The following is a 15,092-nucleotide window of genomic DNA, read 5'->3' on the forward strand; positions in this document are numbered from 1 at the left end:
CTGGCACCCCACGGCACGGCACCGAGACACCCGAGGCGGGACTGACGAGATGAACTGGGACGAGACCGGACCCGACACCGACGAGCTCCTCGACGAGCGGCTCGTCGACGCCGGAGCCGACGGCGAGGACACCGCGGTCGAGGCGGCGCTGCGCCCCAAGGACCTCGACGAGTTCGTCGGCCAGGAGAAGGTGCGCGAGCAGCTCGACCTGGTCCTCAAGGCGGCCCGCGCCCGCGGCGCCACCGCCGACCACGTGCTGCTCTCCGGCGCCCCCGGCCTGGGCAAGACCACCCTCTCCATGATCATCGCAGCCGAGATGAACGCGCCGATCCGGATCACCTCCGGCCCCGCCATCCAGCACGCGGGGGACCTGGCCGCGATTCTGTCCTCGCTCCAGGAGGGCGAGGTGCTCTTCCTCGACGAGATCCACCGCATGTCCCGGCCCGCCGAGGAGATGCTCTACATGGCCATGGAGGACTTCCGGGTCGACGTGATCGTCGGCAAGGGTCCCGGGGCCACCGCCATCCCGCTGGAGCTGCCGCCCTTCACCCTGGTCGGCGCGACCACCCGGGCCGGACTGCTGCCGCCCCCGCTGCGCGACCGCTTCGGTTTCACCGGGCACATGGAGTTCTACGCCCCCACCGAACTGGAACGGGTGATTCACCGCTCGGCGGGCCTTCTGGACGTCGCGATAGACGTCGAGGGCGCCGCCGAGATCGCCGGGCGCTCCCGTGGCACGCCCCGCATCGCCAACCGGCTGCTGCGCCGCGTCCGGGACTACGCCCAGGTCAAGGCGGACGGCAGGATCGACCGCGAGATCGCCGCCGCGGCCCTCAGGGTGTACGAGGTCGATGCCAGGGGCCTGGACCGGCTGGACCGCGCGGTGCTCGGCGCCCTGCTGAAACTCTTCGGCGGCGGCCCGGTGGGCCTGTCCACCCTCGCGGTAGCGGTGGGCGAGGAGCGCGAGACGGTCGAGGAGGTCGCGGAACCCTTCCTCGTACGGGAAGGACTGCTGGCCAGGACGCCGCGGGGGCGCGTCGCCACTCCGGCCGCCTGGGCTCATCTCGGGCTGGCTCCTCCGCAGCACGGCGGAAAGGGACAACAGGGCCTGTTCGGGGCGTGATGCATCACAGGTTGACCCACAGAGGAACCACGGTGCCATGCTGGGCGTTGTTCCATCGATGCGGACTCGCTTAGACTCCGCCGATGCCGCCCTTAAAGGTCGGTGTACCCACCCCCGTAGACCAGGCCGCCTTCCAGCGCGGTCGTGCGAAGGAAAATCGTCCCGTGAATCCCGTGACTCTCCTCCCCTTCATCGTGCTCATCGGGGCCATGTTCCTGATGACGCGGTCCGCCAAGAAGAAGCAGGCGGCGGCTGCGAACATGCGCAATGAAATGCAGCCCGGCACCGGCGTCCGGACGATCGGGGGCATGTACGCCACCGTCAAGGAGCTTCACGACGACACGGTCCTCCTTGAGGTCGCCCCCGGCGTCCACGCCATCTACGCCAAGAACGCCATCGGCGCCGTCCTCGACGACGCGGAGTACAACCGCATCGTCCACGGCGACACCGAGGAGCTCGACGTCGACGGCACGGTCGTGCCGGACGACGCCTCCTCGCTGACCGAGGCCGACGAGGCCGCCGACGAGGACGCGAAGACCGACCTGGTCAAGAAGACCGAGGCGGACGACGCGGAGCCGGCCGACGACAAGGCCGACAAGAAGTCCGATGGCAAGGCCGACGGCGAGGCCGACGCGAAGTAGCACACGACCCGGGGATGCCGTGAGCCCACAGGCATCCGGCCATCCCCGGACCGTGCGGTCTTCTGCGGGGGCGGGTCCCCACTAAACTTCGTGGCCGCTCGGGCGCGTACCCGGCGCGGGGCGGTTGGACAGGGAGAAACGAGAAGGTGGCAGCACCGAAGAAGGGCCGAGGACCGGCCGGCGGTCAGGGCAGGCCGGGGCGTTCCCTGGCTCTGATCCTGATCGCCATGGTCGCTCTCACCGGCGGGATGTTCCTGGCCGACCAGCCGACGCCGCGACTCGGCATCGACCTGGCCGGCGGTACGTCCATCACGCTGGAGGCGAAGGCCGAGCCCGGCCAGGAGTCGGCGATCAACAAGACCAACATGGACACGGCGGTCCAGATCATGGAACGCCGCGTCAACGGTCTTGGCGTCTCCGAGGCCGAGGTCCAGACCCAGGGCGATCGCAACATCATCGTCAACATCCCCAAGGGCACGAACTCCGCCCAGGCCCGTGAGCAGGTCGGTACGACCGCCAAGCTCTACTTCCGGCCCGTGCTGACCGTCGCCCAGGGAACGCCGACGCCCCAGCCGAGCGCCTCGTCCACGGACAAGGCCAGCCCGTCCGCGAAGCCGAGCGCCTCGGCGTCGGACAAGGCGAGCCCGTCCGCGAAGCCCAGCACCAGCGCCACCACGCAGGGCCGCGCGGTCACCGGCGCCCTGAAGGCGGACCCCACGCCTTCGCCGAAGACGAGCACCACGCCGAAGGCGAGCGCCACCCCGACCGCCTCCGCCGAGGAGCAGGCGGCCGCCGCCGATCTGCAGAAGAAGTTCGAGGCGCTGGACTGCTCCAGCAAGGCCTCCCGCTCCAAGGCGAGCCAGGGCACCAAGGCCACCGACACGGTCGTCGCCTGTGAGCAGGACGGCAGCGCCAAGTACGTCCTCGGCCCGGCCGAGGTCGACGGCACGGACGTGGACAGCGCCAAGGCCGCGATCAACCAGCAGACCGGTCAGTGGATCGTCCAGATGGAGTTCACCGACGGCGGCTCCAAGAAGTTCAACAAGACCACGGGCAAGCTCGCCCAGCAGCAGCAGCCGCAGAACCAGTTCGCCATCGCGCTCGACGGCGAAGTCGTCTCGGCGCCGTCCGTGAGCCAGGCGCTGAGCAAGAACGCCGAGATCTCCGGCAGCTTCACCCAGCAGTCCGCCGAGGAACTGGCCAACGTGCTCTCCTACGGTGCGCTGCCGCTCTCCTTCCAGGAGCAGAGCGTCACCACCGTCACGGCCGCCCTCGGTGGCGAGCAGCTCCGCGCGGGTCTCATCGCCGGTGCCATCGGTCTGGCCCTGGTGGTCATCTACCTGGTGGCCTACTACCGCGGACTGGCGTTCATCGCGCTGCTCAGCCTCCTGGTCTCCGGCATCCTGACCTACACGATCATGTCGCTCCTCGGCCCGGCCATCGGCTTCGCGCTGAACCTGCCCGCGGTCTGTGGCGCCATCGTCGCGATCGGTATCACCGCGGACTCGTTCATCGTGTACTTCGAACGCATCCGGGACGAGATCCGCGAGGGCCGCACACTGCGCCCGGCCGTCGAACGGGCCTGGCCGCGCGCCCGGCGCACCATCCTCGTCTCCGACTTCGTGTCGTTCCTCGCGGCGGCGGTCCTGTTCGTGGTCACCGTCGGCAAGGTCCAGGGCTTCGCGTTCACGCTGGGTCTCACCACCCTGCTGGACGTGGTCGTGGTCTTCCTCTTCACCAAGCCCGTCATGACGCTCATGGCCCGCACGAAGTTCTTCGCGAGTGGTCACCCGTGGTCCGGACTGGACCCGAAGCGGCTCGGCGCCAAGCCCCCGCTCCGCCGTTCGCGCCGTGTCAACGCCCCCACCGACCCGAAGGAGGCGTGAGATGTCGCGACTCGGCAATCTCGGCGCCCGTCTCTACCGCGGCGAGGTCGGCTACGACTTCATCGGCAAGCGCAAGATCTGGTACGGCATCTCGATCCTGATCACCATCACGGCCATCGTCGGCCTGGCGGTCAGCGGCCTGAACATGGGCATCGAGTTCAAGGGCGGCGCCGTCTTCACCACCCCGAAGACGAGCGTGTCCGTCGACAAGGCGGAGACACTGGCGTCCGACGCCTCGGGGCACCAGGCCATCGTCCAGAAGCTGGGCAACGGCGGTCTGCGTATTCAGATCACCGAGGTCGACACCGCGAAGTCCGACCAGATCAAGGGTGAACTCGCCAAGGGCCTGGACGTCTCCGAGGAGAAGATCGCGGCGGACCTGGTCGGCCCCAGCTGGGGTGAGCAGATCGCCAACAAGGCCTGGACCGGCCTCGGCGTCTTCATGGTCCTCGTCGTGATCTACCTGGCGATCGCCTTCGAATGGCGTATGGCCATCGCGGCCCTCGTCGCGCTGATCCACGACATCACCATCACGGTCGGTGTCTACGCGCTGGTCGGCTTCGAGGTCACCCCGGGCACGGTGATCGGTCTGCTGACGATCCTCGGTTACTCCCTCTACGACACGGTCGTCGTCTTCGACAGCCTCAAGGAGGGCACGAAGGGGATCACCAAGCAGACCCGGTGGACGTACAGCGAGATCGCCAACCGTTCCATCAACGGCACGCTGGTCCGTTCGATCAACACCACGGTCGTCGCCCTGCTGCCGGTCGCCGGCCTGCTGTTCATCGGTGGCGGTGTCCTCGGTGCCGGCATGCTGAACGACATCTCGCTGGCCCTCTTCGTCGGCCTCGCCGCCGGTGCGTACTCCTCGATCTTCATCGCCACTCCGCTCGTCGCCGACCTCAAGGAACGCGAACCGCAGATGAAGGCGCTGAAGAAGCGGATCCTCACCAAGCGCGCCGCGGCCGCGGCCAAGGGCGAGCTCAACGAGGCCGAGCAGGAGGACGAGCGGTCCGCCGAGGACGCCGCGCCCGCCGGTGCGGTCGTCGGACAGCGCCAGGAGCCCCCGAGGGGCCACGGCCGGACTCCGGGGAAGCGTCGATGACCAGCACCACCGAGAGCACCAGGGAACTGCTGCTCAGCCGGATCCGTGATGTGGCGGACTACCCGAAGCCGGGCGTGATGTTCAAGGACATCACCCCGCTGCTGGCGGACCCGGTCGCGTTCACGGCGCTCACCGACGCCCTCGCGGAACTGTGCGTGAAGCACGGCGCCACGAAGATCGTCGGCCTGGAGGCCCGCGGCTTCATCCTGGCCGCACCGGTCGCGGTACGGGCCGGCCTCGGCTTCATTCCGGTCCGCAAGGCCGGGAAGCTGCCCGGAGCAACGCTCGGCCAGGCGTACGAGCTGGAGTACGGCACCGCGGAGATCGAGGTCCACGCGGAGGACCTGTCGGCCGACGACCGCGTCATGGTCATCGACGACGTCCTGGCCACCGGCGGTACCGCCGGTGCCTCGCTGGAGCTGATCCGGCGGGCCGGAGCCTCGGTCGCCGGTGTCTGCGTCCTCATGGAGCTGGGATTCCTGTCCGGCCGGGAAGCCCTGGCACCGCATCTGCGGGGCGCCCCGCTGGAGGCCCTGATCACGGTCTGAGCGGACGCCGGACGGCAGTCGCCACAGCCGGCCGCACCACGCGACGGGCACCTGGGAACAACCGGGTGCCCGTTCCGCGTTGTGAGGGCTCCCACCGTCCCCGGGGGAGCTCCGGCCGCAGGGTCGATACGATGGCCTTTCCGGGTGTCCGGATCCGCACGAGGAGCGCTCTTGCCAGACGAGGCCCAGCCAGTCGCCGCCCCGCAGCCCGACAAGCCCGCGGCGGCCCCAGCCACGCCCGCGAAGCAGCAGCCCCGCCATCAGAGTGGCCGGATCCATACCCAGCTCGGCGAGGATCGTCGTCACGGCGAGCGGATGCGTGATGTACGGATCACCGCTCTTGCGCTTCTGGCCCCGGTGCCAGCGCTCGGCGACCTGGTAGGCCTTCTCGATCTGGCGCAGCGTGGCGCTCTCGATCTTGGCGTCGTTGCTGCGGACGGTACGGAGCAACGGTTCCAGGACCGGGTTGTACGGGCTGGAGCGCTGCACGCCCCCACCGCGCCGAAGCCGCCCGCCAAGCCCGCGGCGACGCCGACCGCCCCCGCAGGCCCGGTGGCCCGAACCGGCGGCGGCTCGTCCAACCGGGTCCGGGCCAGGCTGGCCCGCCTCGGCGTGCAGCGCTCCAGCCCGTACAACCCGGTCCTGGAACCGTTGCTCCGTACCGTCCGCAGCAACGACGCCAAGATCGAGAGCGCCACGCTGCGCCAGATCGAGAAGGCCTACCAGGTCGCCGAGCGCTGGCACCGGGGCCAGAAGCGCAAGAGCGGTGATCCGTACATCACGCATCCGCTCGCCGTGACGACGATCCTCGCCGAGCTGGGTATGGATCCGGCCACTCTGATGGCGGGGCTGCTGCACGACACGGTCGAGGACACCGAGTACGGCCTGGACACCCTGCGCCGCGACTTCGGCGACCAGGTCGCGCTCCTCGTCGACGGCGTCACCAAGCTGGACAAGGTCAAGTTCGGCGAGGCCGCGCAGGCCGAGACCGTACGCAAGATGGTCGTCGCCATGGCCAAGGACCCCAGGGTCCTCGTCATCAAGCTCGCCGACCGGCTGCACAACATGCGCACCATGCGGTATCTCAAGCGGGAGAAGCAGGAGAAGAAGGCCCGCGAGACGCTGGAGATCTACGCCCCCCTGGCCCACCGCCTGGGCATGAACACCATCAAGTGGGAGCTGGAGGACCTCGCCTTCGCGATCCTCTACCCCAAGATGTACGACGAGATCGTCCGCCTCGTCGCCGAGCGGGCCCCCAAGCGCGACGAATACCTCGCCATAGTGACCGACGAGGTCCAGTCCGACCTGCGCGCCGCCCGGATCAAGGCCACCGTCACCGGACGGCCGAAGCACTACTACAGCGTCTACCAGAAGATGATCGTGCGGGGCCGGGACTTCGCCGAGATCTACGACCTGGTCGGCATCAGGGTGCTCGTCGACACGGTCCGTGACTGCTACGCGGCGCTCGGCACGGTGCACGCGCGATGGAATCCGGTCCCCGGCCGGTTCAAGGACTACATCGCGATGCCCAAGTTCAACATGTACCAGTCGCTGCACACCACGGTGATCGGCCCCAGCGGCAAGCCCGTCGAGCTGCAGATCCGTACGTTCGACATGCACCGCCGTGCGGAGTACGGCATCGCCGCGCACTGGAAGTACAAGCAGGAAGCCGTCGCGGGCGCCTCCAAGGTGCGCACCGACGTCCCCAAGAACACCGGCCGCGGCCAGGACACCGTCAACGACATGGCGTGGCTGCGCCAGCTCCTGGACTGGCAGAAGGAGACCGAGGACCCCAGCGAGTTCCTGGAGTCCCTGCGCTTCGACCTCTCCCGCAACGAGGTCTTCGTCTTCACGCCCAAGGGCGACGTCATAGCGCTTCCCGCGGGGGCGACCCCGGTCGACTTCGCGTACGCCGTCCACACGGAGGTCGGCCACCGGACGATAGGAGCACGGGTCAACGGGCGGCTCGTACCGCTCGAGTCGACGCTCGACAACGGCGACCTGGTGGAGGTCTTCACCTCCAAGGCGGCCGGCGCCGGGCCCTCCCGCGACTGGCTCGGCTTCGTCAAGTCACCGCGTGCCCGCAACAAGATCCGTGCCTGGTTCTCCAAGGAGCGCCGTGACGAGGCGATCGAGCAGGGCAAGGACGCCATCGCCCGGGCCATGCGCAAGCAGAACCTGCCGATCCAGCGGATCCTGACGGGCGACTCCCTGGTCACGCTCGCCCACGAGATGCGCTACCCAGACATCTCGTCCCTGTACGCCGCGATCGGCGAGGGACATGTGGCGGCGGCCGGCGTCGTACAGAAACTGGTGCAGGCGCTCGGCGGCGAGGACGCGGCCAACGAGGACCTGGCGGAGAGCTCCCCGCCCTCGCACGGACGCAACAAGCGCCGCGCGAAGGCGGATCCCGGCGTGGTCGTCAAGGGCGTCGAGGACGTCTGGGTCAAGCTGGCCCGTTGTTGTACGCCCGTACCCGGCGACCCGATCATCGGCTTCGTCACCCGCGGCAGCGGCGTCTCCGTGCACCGCGCCGACTGCGTCAACGTGGACTCGCTCTCGCAGCAGCCGGAACGGATCCTCGAGGTCGAGTGGGCGCCCACCCAGTCCTCGGTCTTCCTGGTGGCCATCCAGGTAGAGGCACTGGACCGGTCGCGGCTGCTGTCCGACGTCACCCGGATCCTGTCCGACCAGCACGTCAACATCCTGTCCGCGGCCGTGCAGACGTCCCGCGACCGGGTCGCCACCTCGCGCTTCACCTTCGAGATGGGCGACCCCAAACACCTGGGACACGTCCTGAAGGCCGTACGCGGCGTGGAGGGCGTCTACGACGTCTACCGGGTCACCTCGGCCCGCCGGCCGTAGCGACGACGAGGAGGGCCCCGGTACGCGCCGCGTACCGGGGCCCTCCTTTCGTGCCGGCGGACGGCCGTCAGCCGCCGAACTCCTCCAGGCCCTTGAGTGCCTGGTCCAGGAGCGCCTGGCGGCCCTCCAGCTCACGGGCCAGCTTGTCGGCACGGGCGTTGTTGCCCTGGGCGCGAGCACTGTCGATCTGCGTACGCAGCTTGTCGACGGCCGCCTGGAGCTGCCCGGTCAGACCCGCGGCACGGGCCCGTGCCTCCGGGTTGGTCCGGCGCCACTCCGACTCCTCGGCCTCCTGGAGCGCCCGCTCCACCGCCTGCATCCGGCCCTCGACCTTCGGACGGGCGTCACGCGGTACGTGGCCGATGGCCTCCCAGCGCTCGTTGAGGGACCGGAACGCGGCCCTGGCCGCCTTCAGGTCCTTCACCGGCACCAGCTTCTCGGCCTCCACGGCGAGCTCCTCCTTGAGCTTGAGGTTCTCGCCCTGCTCCGCGTCACGCTCAGCGAAGACCCCGCTGCGCGCGGCGAAGAAGACGTCCTGGGCGCCGCGGAAGCGTTCCCACAGGTCGTCCTCGGCCTCGCGCTGGGCGCGGCCCGCCGCCTTCCAGTCGGTCATCAGGTCGCGGTAGCGGGCCGCGGTCGCGCCCCAGTCCGTGGACCCGGAGAGCGCCTCGGCCTCGACGACCAGCTTCTCCTTGACCTTGCGGGCCTCCTCGCGCTGGGCGTCCAGCGAGGCGAAGTGGGCCTTGCGGCGCTTGGAGAACGCCGAGCGCGCGTGCGAGAAGCGGTGCCACAGCTCGTCGTCCGACTTGCGGTCGAGCCGCGGCAGGCCCTTCCACGTGTCGACGAGTGCGCGCAGCCGCTCACCCGCGGAGCGCCACTGCTCGCTCTGCGCCAGCTCCTCGGCCTCGACGACCAGCGCCTCCTTGGCGTGCTTCGCCTCGTCGGTCTGCTTCGCCTTCTGGGCCTTGCGCTCCTCGCGCCGCGCGTCGACCGTCGCGACGAGCGCGTCAAGACGCTTGCGCAGCGCGTCCAGGTCGCCGACGGCGTGATGCTCGTCGACCTGCCCGCGCAGATGCTCGATGGCGGTCGTCGCGTCCTTCGCCGACAGGTCGGTGGTCTTCACCCGCCGTTCGAGGAGGCCGATCTCGACCACGATGCCCTCGTACTTGCGCTCGAAATAAGCCAGGGCCTCCTCCGGAGAACCGGCCTGCCACGATCCGACGACCTGCTCGCCGTCGGCTGTACGCACGTACACGGTGCCTGTCTCGTCGACACGGCCCCACGGGTCGCTGCTCACAGCGCCTCCTCCACCTGATACCTGTGAGGGGGTTCGCCCCCCTGGCATCGTCCACAGTTTCCTGGGGCGGGCTGCGCGCCCGCCCTGCACAACGCCAATCTAGGCGACAGGCCGCCCGGCTGTCCGCACTCAGCACGGCCGAAATTGGACCGACGGGTCCTGTCCGGCCGCACCGGACGACCGCCGGGCGGATCCTGCCGGTTCTGCCAAGGCTCAGGCCTTGTCGACGGCAGCCTTCGAGATGTTCACGGCCTTCGTCGGCGCCCCGTCGGCTCCGCCGCCGGTCACCCCCGCCTTGCCGATGGCCTCGACGGCCTCCAGGGAGTCCTTGTCCATCGTGCCGAACGGCGTGTAGCTGGGCGGCAGTTTGCTGTCCTTGTAGACCAGGAAGAACTGGCTGCCGCCGGTGTGCGCCTGGCCGGTGTTGGCCATCGCCACCGTGCCGGCCGGATACGTCACCGTGCCGTCGGCGCCCGCCTTGCCCAGCGCGGTCAGGTTCTCGTCGGGAATCGTGTAACCCGGACCACCGGTACCGTCGCCCTTCGGGTCACCGCACTGCAGGACGAAGATGCCGTCCGTGGTCAGCCGGTGACACTTCGTGCCGTCGAAGAACTTCTTGTCCGCCAGGGACTTGAAGGAATTCGTGGTGTGCGGGGTCTTCGCGGCGTCCATCTCGAACGCTATGTCGCCCTGGCTGGTCTTGAGCGACATCGTGTACTTCGACTTCTTGTCGATCTTCATCGCGGGCTCGGGCACCGTCTTCTCGCTCGCCGAGGGCGACGGCTCCGCCGACGGGCTCTGGCTCGCGGCCGCGTCCGCCTTGCTGTCCTTGTCGTCGCCGCTCGTGGCGAAGTACGTGGCACCGCCGATGACCGCCACCACGGCCACTGCGGAGGCGATGACGACGGTCAGCCGCCTCGTCCTCCGACGGGCGTCCTCCCGGCGCTGCTGCTGCCGCTCGAACTTCTCCCTGGCGAGCTGCCGCCGCCGCTGATCGCTGCTGACCACCGGGTGATCTCCTTGTACGTCGTGTGATCGGGCCTGGGTTGCCCCGTACCGTATATGGGTTAGCTGTGGAATGAGGAGCGCCGGTAGGCTCTGAACTGCTGCGACCGCGCAGCCGACCTCCCTCGTCGGACGACCATTAAGGACGATCGTGCTCATTGCCGGGTTCCCCGCCGGGGCCTGGGGGACCAACTGTTACCTGGTCGCCCCCGCCGCAGGTGAGGAGTGCGTGATCATCGACCCGGGCCACCAGGCCGCCTCCGGTGTCGAGGAAGCACTGAAGAAGCATCGGCTGAAGCCCGTCGCCGTCGTCCTCACCCACGGCCACATCGACCATGTCGCCTCGGTCGTGCCGGTGTGCGGCGCGCACGACGTCCCCGCCTGGATCCACCCCGAGGACCGCTACATGATGAGCGACCCGGAGAAGGCCCTCGGCCGCTCCATCGGGATGCCGCTCATGGGCGAACTGACCGTGGGGGAGCCGGACGACGTCAAGGAGCTGAGTGACGGCGCGCAGCTGCTGCTGGCCGGTATGGAGTTCGGCGTCTCGCATGCGCCCGGCCATACGAAGGGGTCGGTGACGTTCAGGATGCCCGAGGCCGCGGACGTTCCGCAGGTCCTCTTCTCGGGCGACCTGCTCTTCGCCGGCTCCGTCGGACGCACCGACCTGCCCGGCGGCGACCAGGCCGAGCTCCTCGAGTCGCTGGCCCGTGTGTGCCTGCCGCTCGACGACTCGACCGTGGTGCTGTCCGGCCACGGCCCCCAGACGACCATCGGCCGCGAGCGCGCCACCAATCCGTATCTGAGCGGTATGGACGCGCCCCGACGAGGAATGTGACGAGAGCGACATCGTGAGCACCTTCAAGGCCCCCAAGGGCACGTACGACCTGACCCCGCCCGACTCCGCGAAGTACCTCGCGGTGCGCGAGGCGATCTCCGCACCGCTGAAGAACTCCGGCTACGGCTACATCGAGACGCCCGGCTTCGAGGACGTGGCCCTCTTCTCCCGCGGCGTCGGTGAGTCCACCGACATCGTGACCAAGGAGATGTACACCCTCACCACCAAGGGCGGCTCGGAGCTCGCCCTGCGCCCCGAAGGCACCGCGTCCGTGCTGCGGGCCGCCCTGGAGGCCAACCTCCACAAGCTCGGCAACCTGCCGGTGAAGCTCTGGTACTCCGGCTCGTACTACCGCTACGAGCGCCCGCAGAAGGGCCGCTACCGCCACTTCTCGCAGGTCGGTGCCGAGGCGATCGGCGCCGAGGACCCGGCGCTGGACGCCGAACTGATCATCCTGGCCGACCAGGCGTACCGCACCCTGGGTCTGCGCGAGTTCCGCATCCTGCTGAACTCGCTGGGCGACAAGGAGTGCCGGCCCGTCTACCGCGACGCGCTCCAGGGCTTCCTCCGCGAGCTCGACCTCGACGAGGAGACCCGCCGGCGGATCGAGATCAACCCGCTGCGGGTCCTCGACGACAAGCGCCCCGAGGTCCAGAAGCAGCTGACCGGCGCGCCCGTGCTGCGCGACTACCTGTGCGACGCCTGCAAGGCGTACCACGAGGAGGTCCGCGACCTGCTGAACGCGGCGGGCGTCGTCTACGAGGACGACGAGAAGCTCGTCCGCGGCCTCGACTACTACACCCGCACCACCTTCGAGTTCGTCCACGACGGTCTGGGTTCGCAGTCGGCCGTCGGCGGTGGCGGCCGCTACGACGGCCTGTCCGAGATGATCGGCGGCCCCGCGCTGCCTTCGGTCGGCTGGGCGCTCGGCGTGGACCGCACCGTGCTCGCGCTGGAGGCGGAGGGCATCGAGCTCGAACTGCCCTCCACGACCAGCGTCTTCGCCGTTCCGCTCGGCGAGGAGGCACGGCGGGTCCTGTTCGGCGTCGTCACACAGCTGCGCCGCGAGGGCGTGGCCGCGGACTTCGCGTTCGGAGGCCGCGGCCTCAAGGGAGCGATGAAGAGCGCCAACCGCTCGGGCGCGCGCTTCACCATCGTGGCCGGCGAGCGTGATCTGGCCGAGGGGAACGTCCAGCTCAAGGACATGGAGTCCGGCGAGCAGACGGCCGTGCCCCTGGCCGAGGTGACCGAGGCGGTCCGTACCCGCCTGGCGTGAACCACCTGTCGTGGGCGGGCCGCTTGGTCCGCCCACGACGGAGGACCCCGCGGTGGTCCCCCCGGCCCGTCAACCTGATGGGTTCGCCTTCATCCGGCCGGGCGATTTCCGTCCGCGGGTGGACGTGACATCCGAGGGCGGGCGGGAACCCGCCGGGAACGACGGCGAAGKCGCTCGTCGCAGCGGTGACGGCCCAACACCCCCTGGTTCCGGGGCGTGTGGCTCCGCGCCCGGACGCACATCTTTATGTTCATCGAACGGAAGACCGGTGCGCCCGTGCGGCACAATGACCGTGCCCCAGCAGGCCACTCACTGACGGAACGGCGATATGACGACTGCAGCGGTTGACCATCCCTCCTCCGACCAGGACGAGGACAGCGGGAAGCGGACCATCGGCGGCAGTCGCGCGCTGGCACTGCTGCTGGTCATCACGGGCGCTGCCGGACTCCTCGCCGCGTGGGTCATCACCATCGACAAGTTCAAGCTGTTGGAGGACCCCAGCTTCGTTCCGGGCTGCAGTCTCAACCCGGTGGTGGCCTGCGGCAACATCATGAAGAGCGACCAGGCTTCGGCCTTCGGCTTCCCGAACCCCATGCTCGGCATGGCGACCTATCCCGTGATCATCGGCATCGGGCTGGCGCTGCTGGCAGGAGCGCGCTTCCGCAGCTGGTACTGGCTGGGGATGAACGCGGGCACGCTGTTCGGCGTCGGCTTCTGCACCTGGCTCCAGTACCAGTCGCTGTACAACATCAACTCGCTGTGCCTGTGGTGCTGCCTGGCCTGGGTCGCCACGATCCTGATGTTCTGCTACGTCACCACGCACAACATCAAGCACCGGATCATCCCGGCGCCGAGCTGGCTGCGCAACGGGCTCACCGAGTTCCACTGGGTGCCCCCGGTCCTGTGGATCGGCATCATCGGCATGCTGATCCTGACCCGCTGGTGGGACTTCTGGACCAGCTGACCGGTCCGTCCGCCGCTGCCGGGCCGGCAGCGGGCCCGGCAGCGATGTCAGTGCGGTGACATAGGCTTCAAAACGTGGAGCCCGACCTCTTTACCGCAGCTGCCGAAGACCGCCAGGAGAAGGACCCGTCCAGCAGCCCTCTCGCTGTCCGGATGCGTCCGCGTACCCTCGACGAGGTCGTGGGCCAGCAGCATCTGCTGAAGCCGGGCTCGCCCCTGCGCCGCCTCGTCGGCGAGGGGAGCGGGGGACCGGCCGGCCCTTCGTCGGTGATCCTCTGGGGCCCGCCCGGCATCGGGAAGACGACCCTGGCGTACGTGGTCAGCAAGGCCACGAACAAACGGTTCGTCGAGCTCTCCGCGATCACCGCGGGCGTCAAGGAAGTGCGCGCCGTGATCGAGGGCGCCCGTCGAGCCACCGGTGGCTACGGCAAGGAGACCGTCCTCTTCCTGGACGAGATCCACCGCTTCTCCAAGGCGCAGCAGGACTCGCTGCTCCCGGCCGTCGAGAACCGCTGGGTCACCCTGATCGCCGCCACCACCGAGAACCCCTACTTCTCGATCATCTCGCCGCTCCTGTCGCGTTCGCTGCTGCTGACGCTCGAGTCACTGACCGACGACGATCTTCGCGGACTGCTGCACCGGGCCCTGACCGACGAGCGCGGACTCGGCGGCGCGGTGACACTGCCGGGGGACGCGGAGGAGCATCTGCTGCGCATCGCCGGGGGCGACGCGCGCCGGGCGCTGACGGCGCTGGAGGCGGCGGCCGGCGCGGCGCTGTCCAAGCACGAGGCGGAGATCAGCCTCGTCACCCTGGAGGAGACCGTCGACCGGGCGGCCGTGAAGTACGACCGGGACGGGGACCAGCACTACGACGTGGCGAGCGCGCTGATCAAGTCGATCCGCGGTTCCGACGTGGACGCGGCGCTGCACTATCTGGCCCGGATGATCGAGGCGGGGGAGGACCCCCGGTTCATCGCCCGCCGGCTGATGATCTCGGCCAGCGAGGACATCGGTCTGGCCGACCCCACGGCGCTGCCCACCGCGGTCGCGGCAGCCCAGGCGGTGGCGATGATCGGTTTTCCCGAGGCGGCGCTCACCCTCAGCCACGCCACCATCGCGCTGGCCCTCGCCCCGAAGTCCAACGCGGCGACGCTGGCGATCTCCGCAGCGCAGGACGACGTACGGAAGGGGCTGGCGGGCCCGGTCCCGGCCCATCTGCGCGACGGCCACTACAAGGGCGCCGCCAAGCTGGGCCACGCGCAGGGCTACGTCTACCCGCACGACGTCCCCGGCGGCATCGCCGCCCAGCAGTACGCCCCGGACGCCGTCCGCGACAAGCGCTACTACCGGCCCACGCGGTACGGGGCCGAGGCGCGCTACGCCGATGTGGCGGACCGGGTCCGCGAGCGGCTGGGCCGTGCGGACACCGATGGCGGCGCGAGCGCGCCGGACGGTGCGTAGCGGCCGGATCCCGATGCCGCGCCGCTCCGGCAGCGGTCCGGCCACGCAGGACTCAGCGGACGGGCAGGGCTCATCGGCCACGCA

12 protein-coding genes are annotated in these 15,092 nt (G+C 69.6%); 10 read left to right on the top strand and 2 right to left on the bottom strand.

The window, feature by feature from the left end; genetic code table 11:
• The first annotated feature begins 49 nt into the window (after positions 1–49).
• From ruvB to EAO72_RS06980, 6 genes are all read left to right on the top strand, one after another.
• The gene (gene ruvB / locus EAO72_RS06955) at positions 50–1,123 is read left to right on the top strand and encodes a Holliday junction branch migration DNA helicase RuvB (RefSeq protein WP_148016291.1); all 1,074 of its coding nucleotides are present in this window, start codon (positions 50–52) and stop codon (positions 1,121–1,123) included.
• A 164-nt stretch (positions 1,124–1,287) separates the two neighbouring features.
• Positions 1,288–1,764 carry a preprotein translocase subunit YajC gene (gene yajC / locus EAO72_RS06960; RefSeq protein WP_148016292.1) on the top strand — a complete coding sequence of 159 codons (477 nt, stop codon included), beginning with the start codon at positions 1,288–1,290 and terminating at the stop codon, positions 1,762–1,764.
• Positions 1,765–1,910: 146 nt separating this feature from the next.
• Positions 1,911–3,650 (top strand): protein translocase subunit SecD, encoded by a 1,740-nt coding sequence (gene secD / locus EAO72_RS06965; protein ID WP_148016293.1) that lies wholly within the window; start codon positions 1,911–1,913, stop codon positions 3,648–3,650.
• 1 nt (position 3,651) lies between these two features.
• A complete protein-coding gene (gene secF / locus EAO72_RS06970) occupies positions 3,652–4,755 on the top strand; it encodes a protein translocase subunit SecF (protein WP_148016294.1) in 1,104 nt (367 codons plus the stop codon).
• The gene (locus EAO72_RS06975; protein WP_148016295.1) at positions 4,752–5,303 is read left to right on the top strand and encodes an adenine phosphoribosyltransferase; all 552 of its coding nucleotides are present in this window, start codon (positions 4,752–4,754) and stop codon (positions 5,301–5,303) included. Before secF ends, EAO72_RS06975 begins: the two co-directional genes overlap by 4 nt.
• 315 nt (positions 5,304–5,618) lie before the next feature.
• Positions 5,619–8,168: a RelA/SpoT family protein gene (locus tag EAO72_RS06980; RefSeq protein WP_261991357.1), complete on the top strand. Its 2,550-nt coding sequence runs from the start codon at positions 5,619–5,621 to the stop codon at positions 8,166–8,168.
• Positions 8,169–8,235: 67 nt separating this feature from the next.
• Here EAO72_RS06980 and EAO72_RS06985 read toward each other — a convergent pair whose 3' ends face one another.
• Together EAO72_RS06985 and EAO72_RS06990 are read right to left on the bottom strand one after the other, a co-directional pair.
• Positions 8,236–9,465 carry a DUF349 domain-containing protein gene (locus EAO72_RS06985; protein ID WP_148016297.1) on the bottom strand — a complete coding sequence of 410 codons (1,230 nt, stop codon included), beginning with the start codon at positions 9,463–9,465 and terminating at the stop codon, positions 8,236–8,238.
• A gap of 213 nt (positions 9,466–9,678) precedes the next feature.
• Positions 9,679–10,473 carry a peptidylprolyl isomerase gene (locus tag EAO72_RS06990; protein WP_148016298.1) on the bottom strand — a complete coding sequence of 265 codons (795 nt, stop codon included), beginning with the start codon at positions 10,471–10,473 and terminating at the stop codon, positions 9,679–9,681.
• Positions 10,474–10,621: 148 nt separating this feature from the next.
• On the opposite strand from EAO72_RS06990, the gene EAO72_RS06995 reads away from it, so the two are divergent.
• From EAO72_RS06995 to EAO72_RS07010, 4 genes are all read left to right on the top strand, one after another.
• Positions 10,622–11,308 (top strand): MBL fold metallo-hydrolase, encoded by a 687-nt coding sequence (locus tag EAO72_RS06995; protein ID WP_148016299.1) that lies wholly within the window; start codon positions 10,622–10,624, stop codon positions 11,306–11,308.
• Positions 11,309–11,321: 13 nt separating this feature from the next.
• Positions 11,322–12,584 carry a histidine--tRNA ligase gene (hisS, locus tag EAO72_RS07000; RefSeq protein WP_148016300.1) on the top strand — a complete coding sequence of 421 codons (1,263 nt, stop codon included), beginning with the start codon at positions 11,322–11,324 and terminating at the stop codon, positions 12,582–12,584.
• A gap of 328 nt (positions 12,585–12,912) precedes the next feature.
• The gene (locus EAO72_RS07005; RefSeq protein ID WP_148016301.1) at positions 12,913–13,548 is read left to right on the top strand and encodes a vitamin K epoxide reductase family protein; all 636 of its coding nucleotides are present in this window, start codon (positions 12,913–12,915) and stop codon (positions 13,546–13,548) included.
• Between the two features lie 74 nt (positions 13,549–13,622).
• Positions 13,623–15,008: a replication-associated recombination protein A gene (locus tag EAO72_RS07010; RefSeq protein WP_148016302.1), complete on the top strand. Its 1,386-nt coding sequence runs from the start codon at positions 13,623–13,625 to the stop codon at positions 15,006–15,008.
• Positions 15,009–15,092: the final 84 nt, after the last annotated feature.

It is taken from the genome of Streptomyces sp. OR43, assembly GCF_008042275.1.
Taxonomy (GTDB): Bacteria; Actinomycetota; Actinomycetes; order Streptomycetales; family Streptomycetaceae; genus Streptomyces.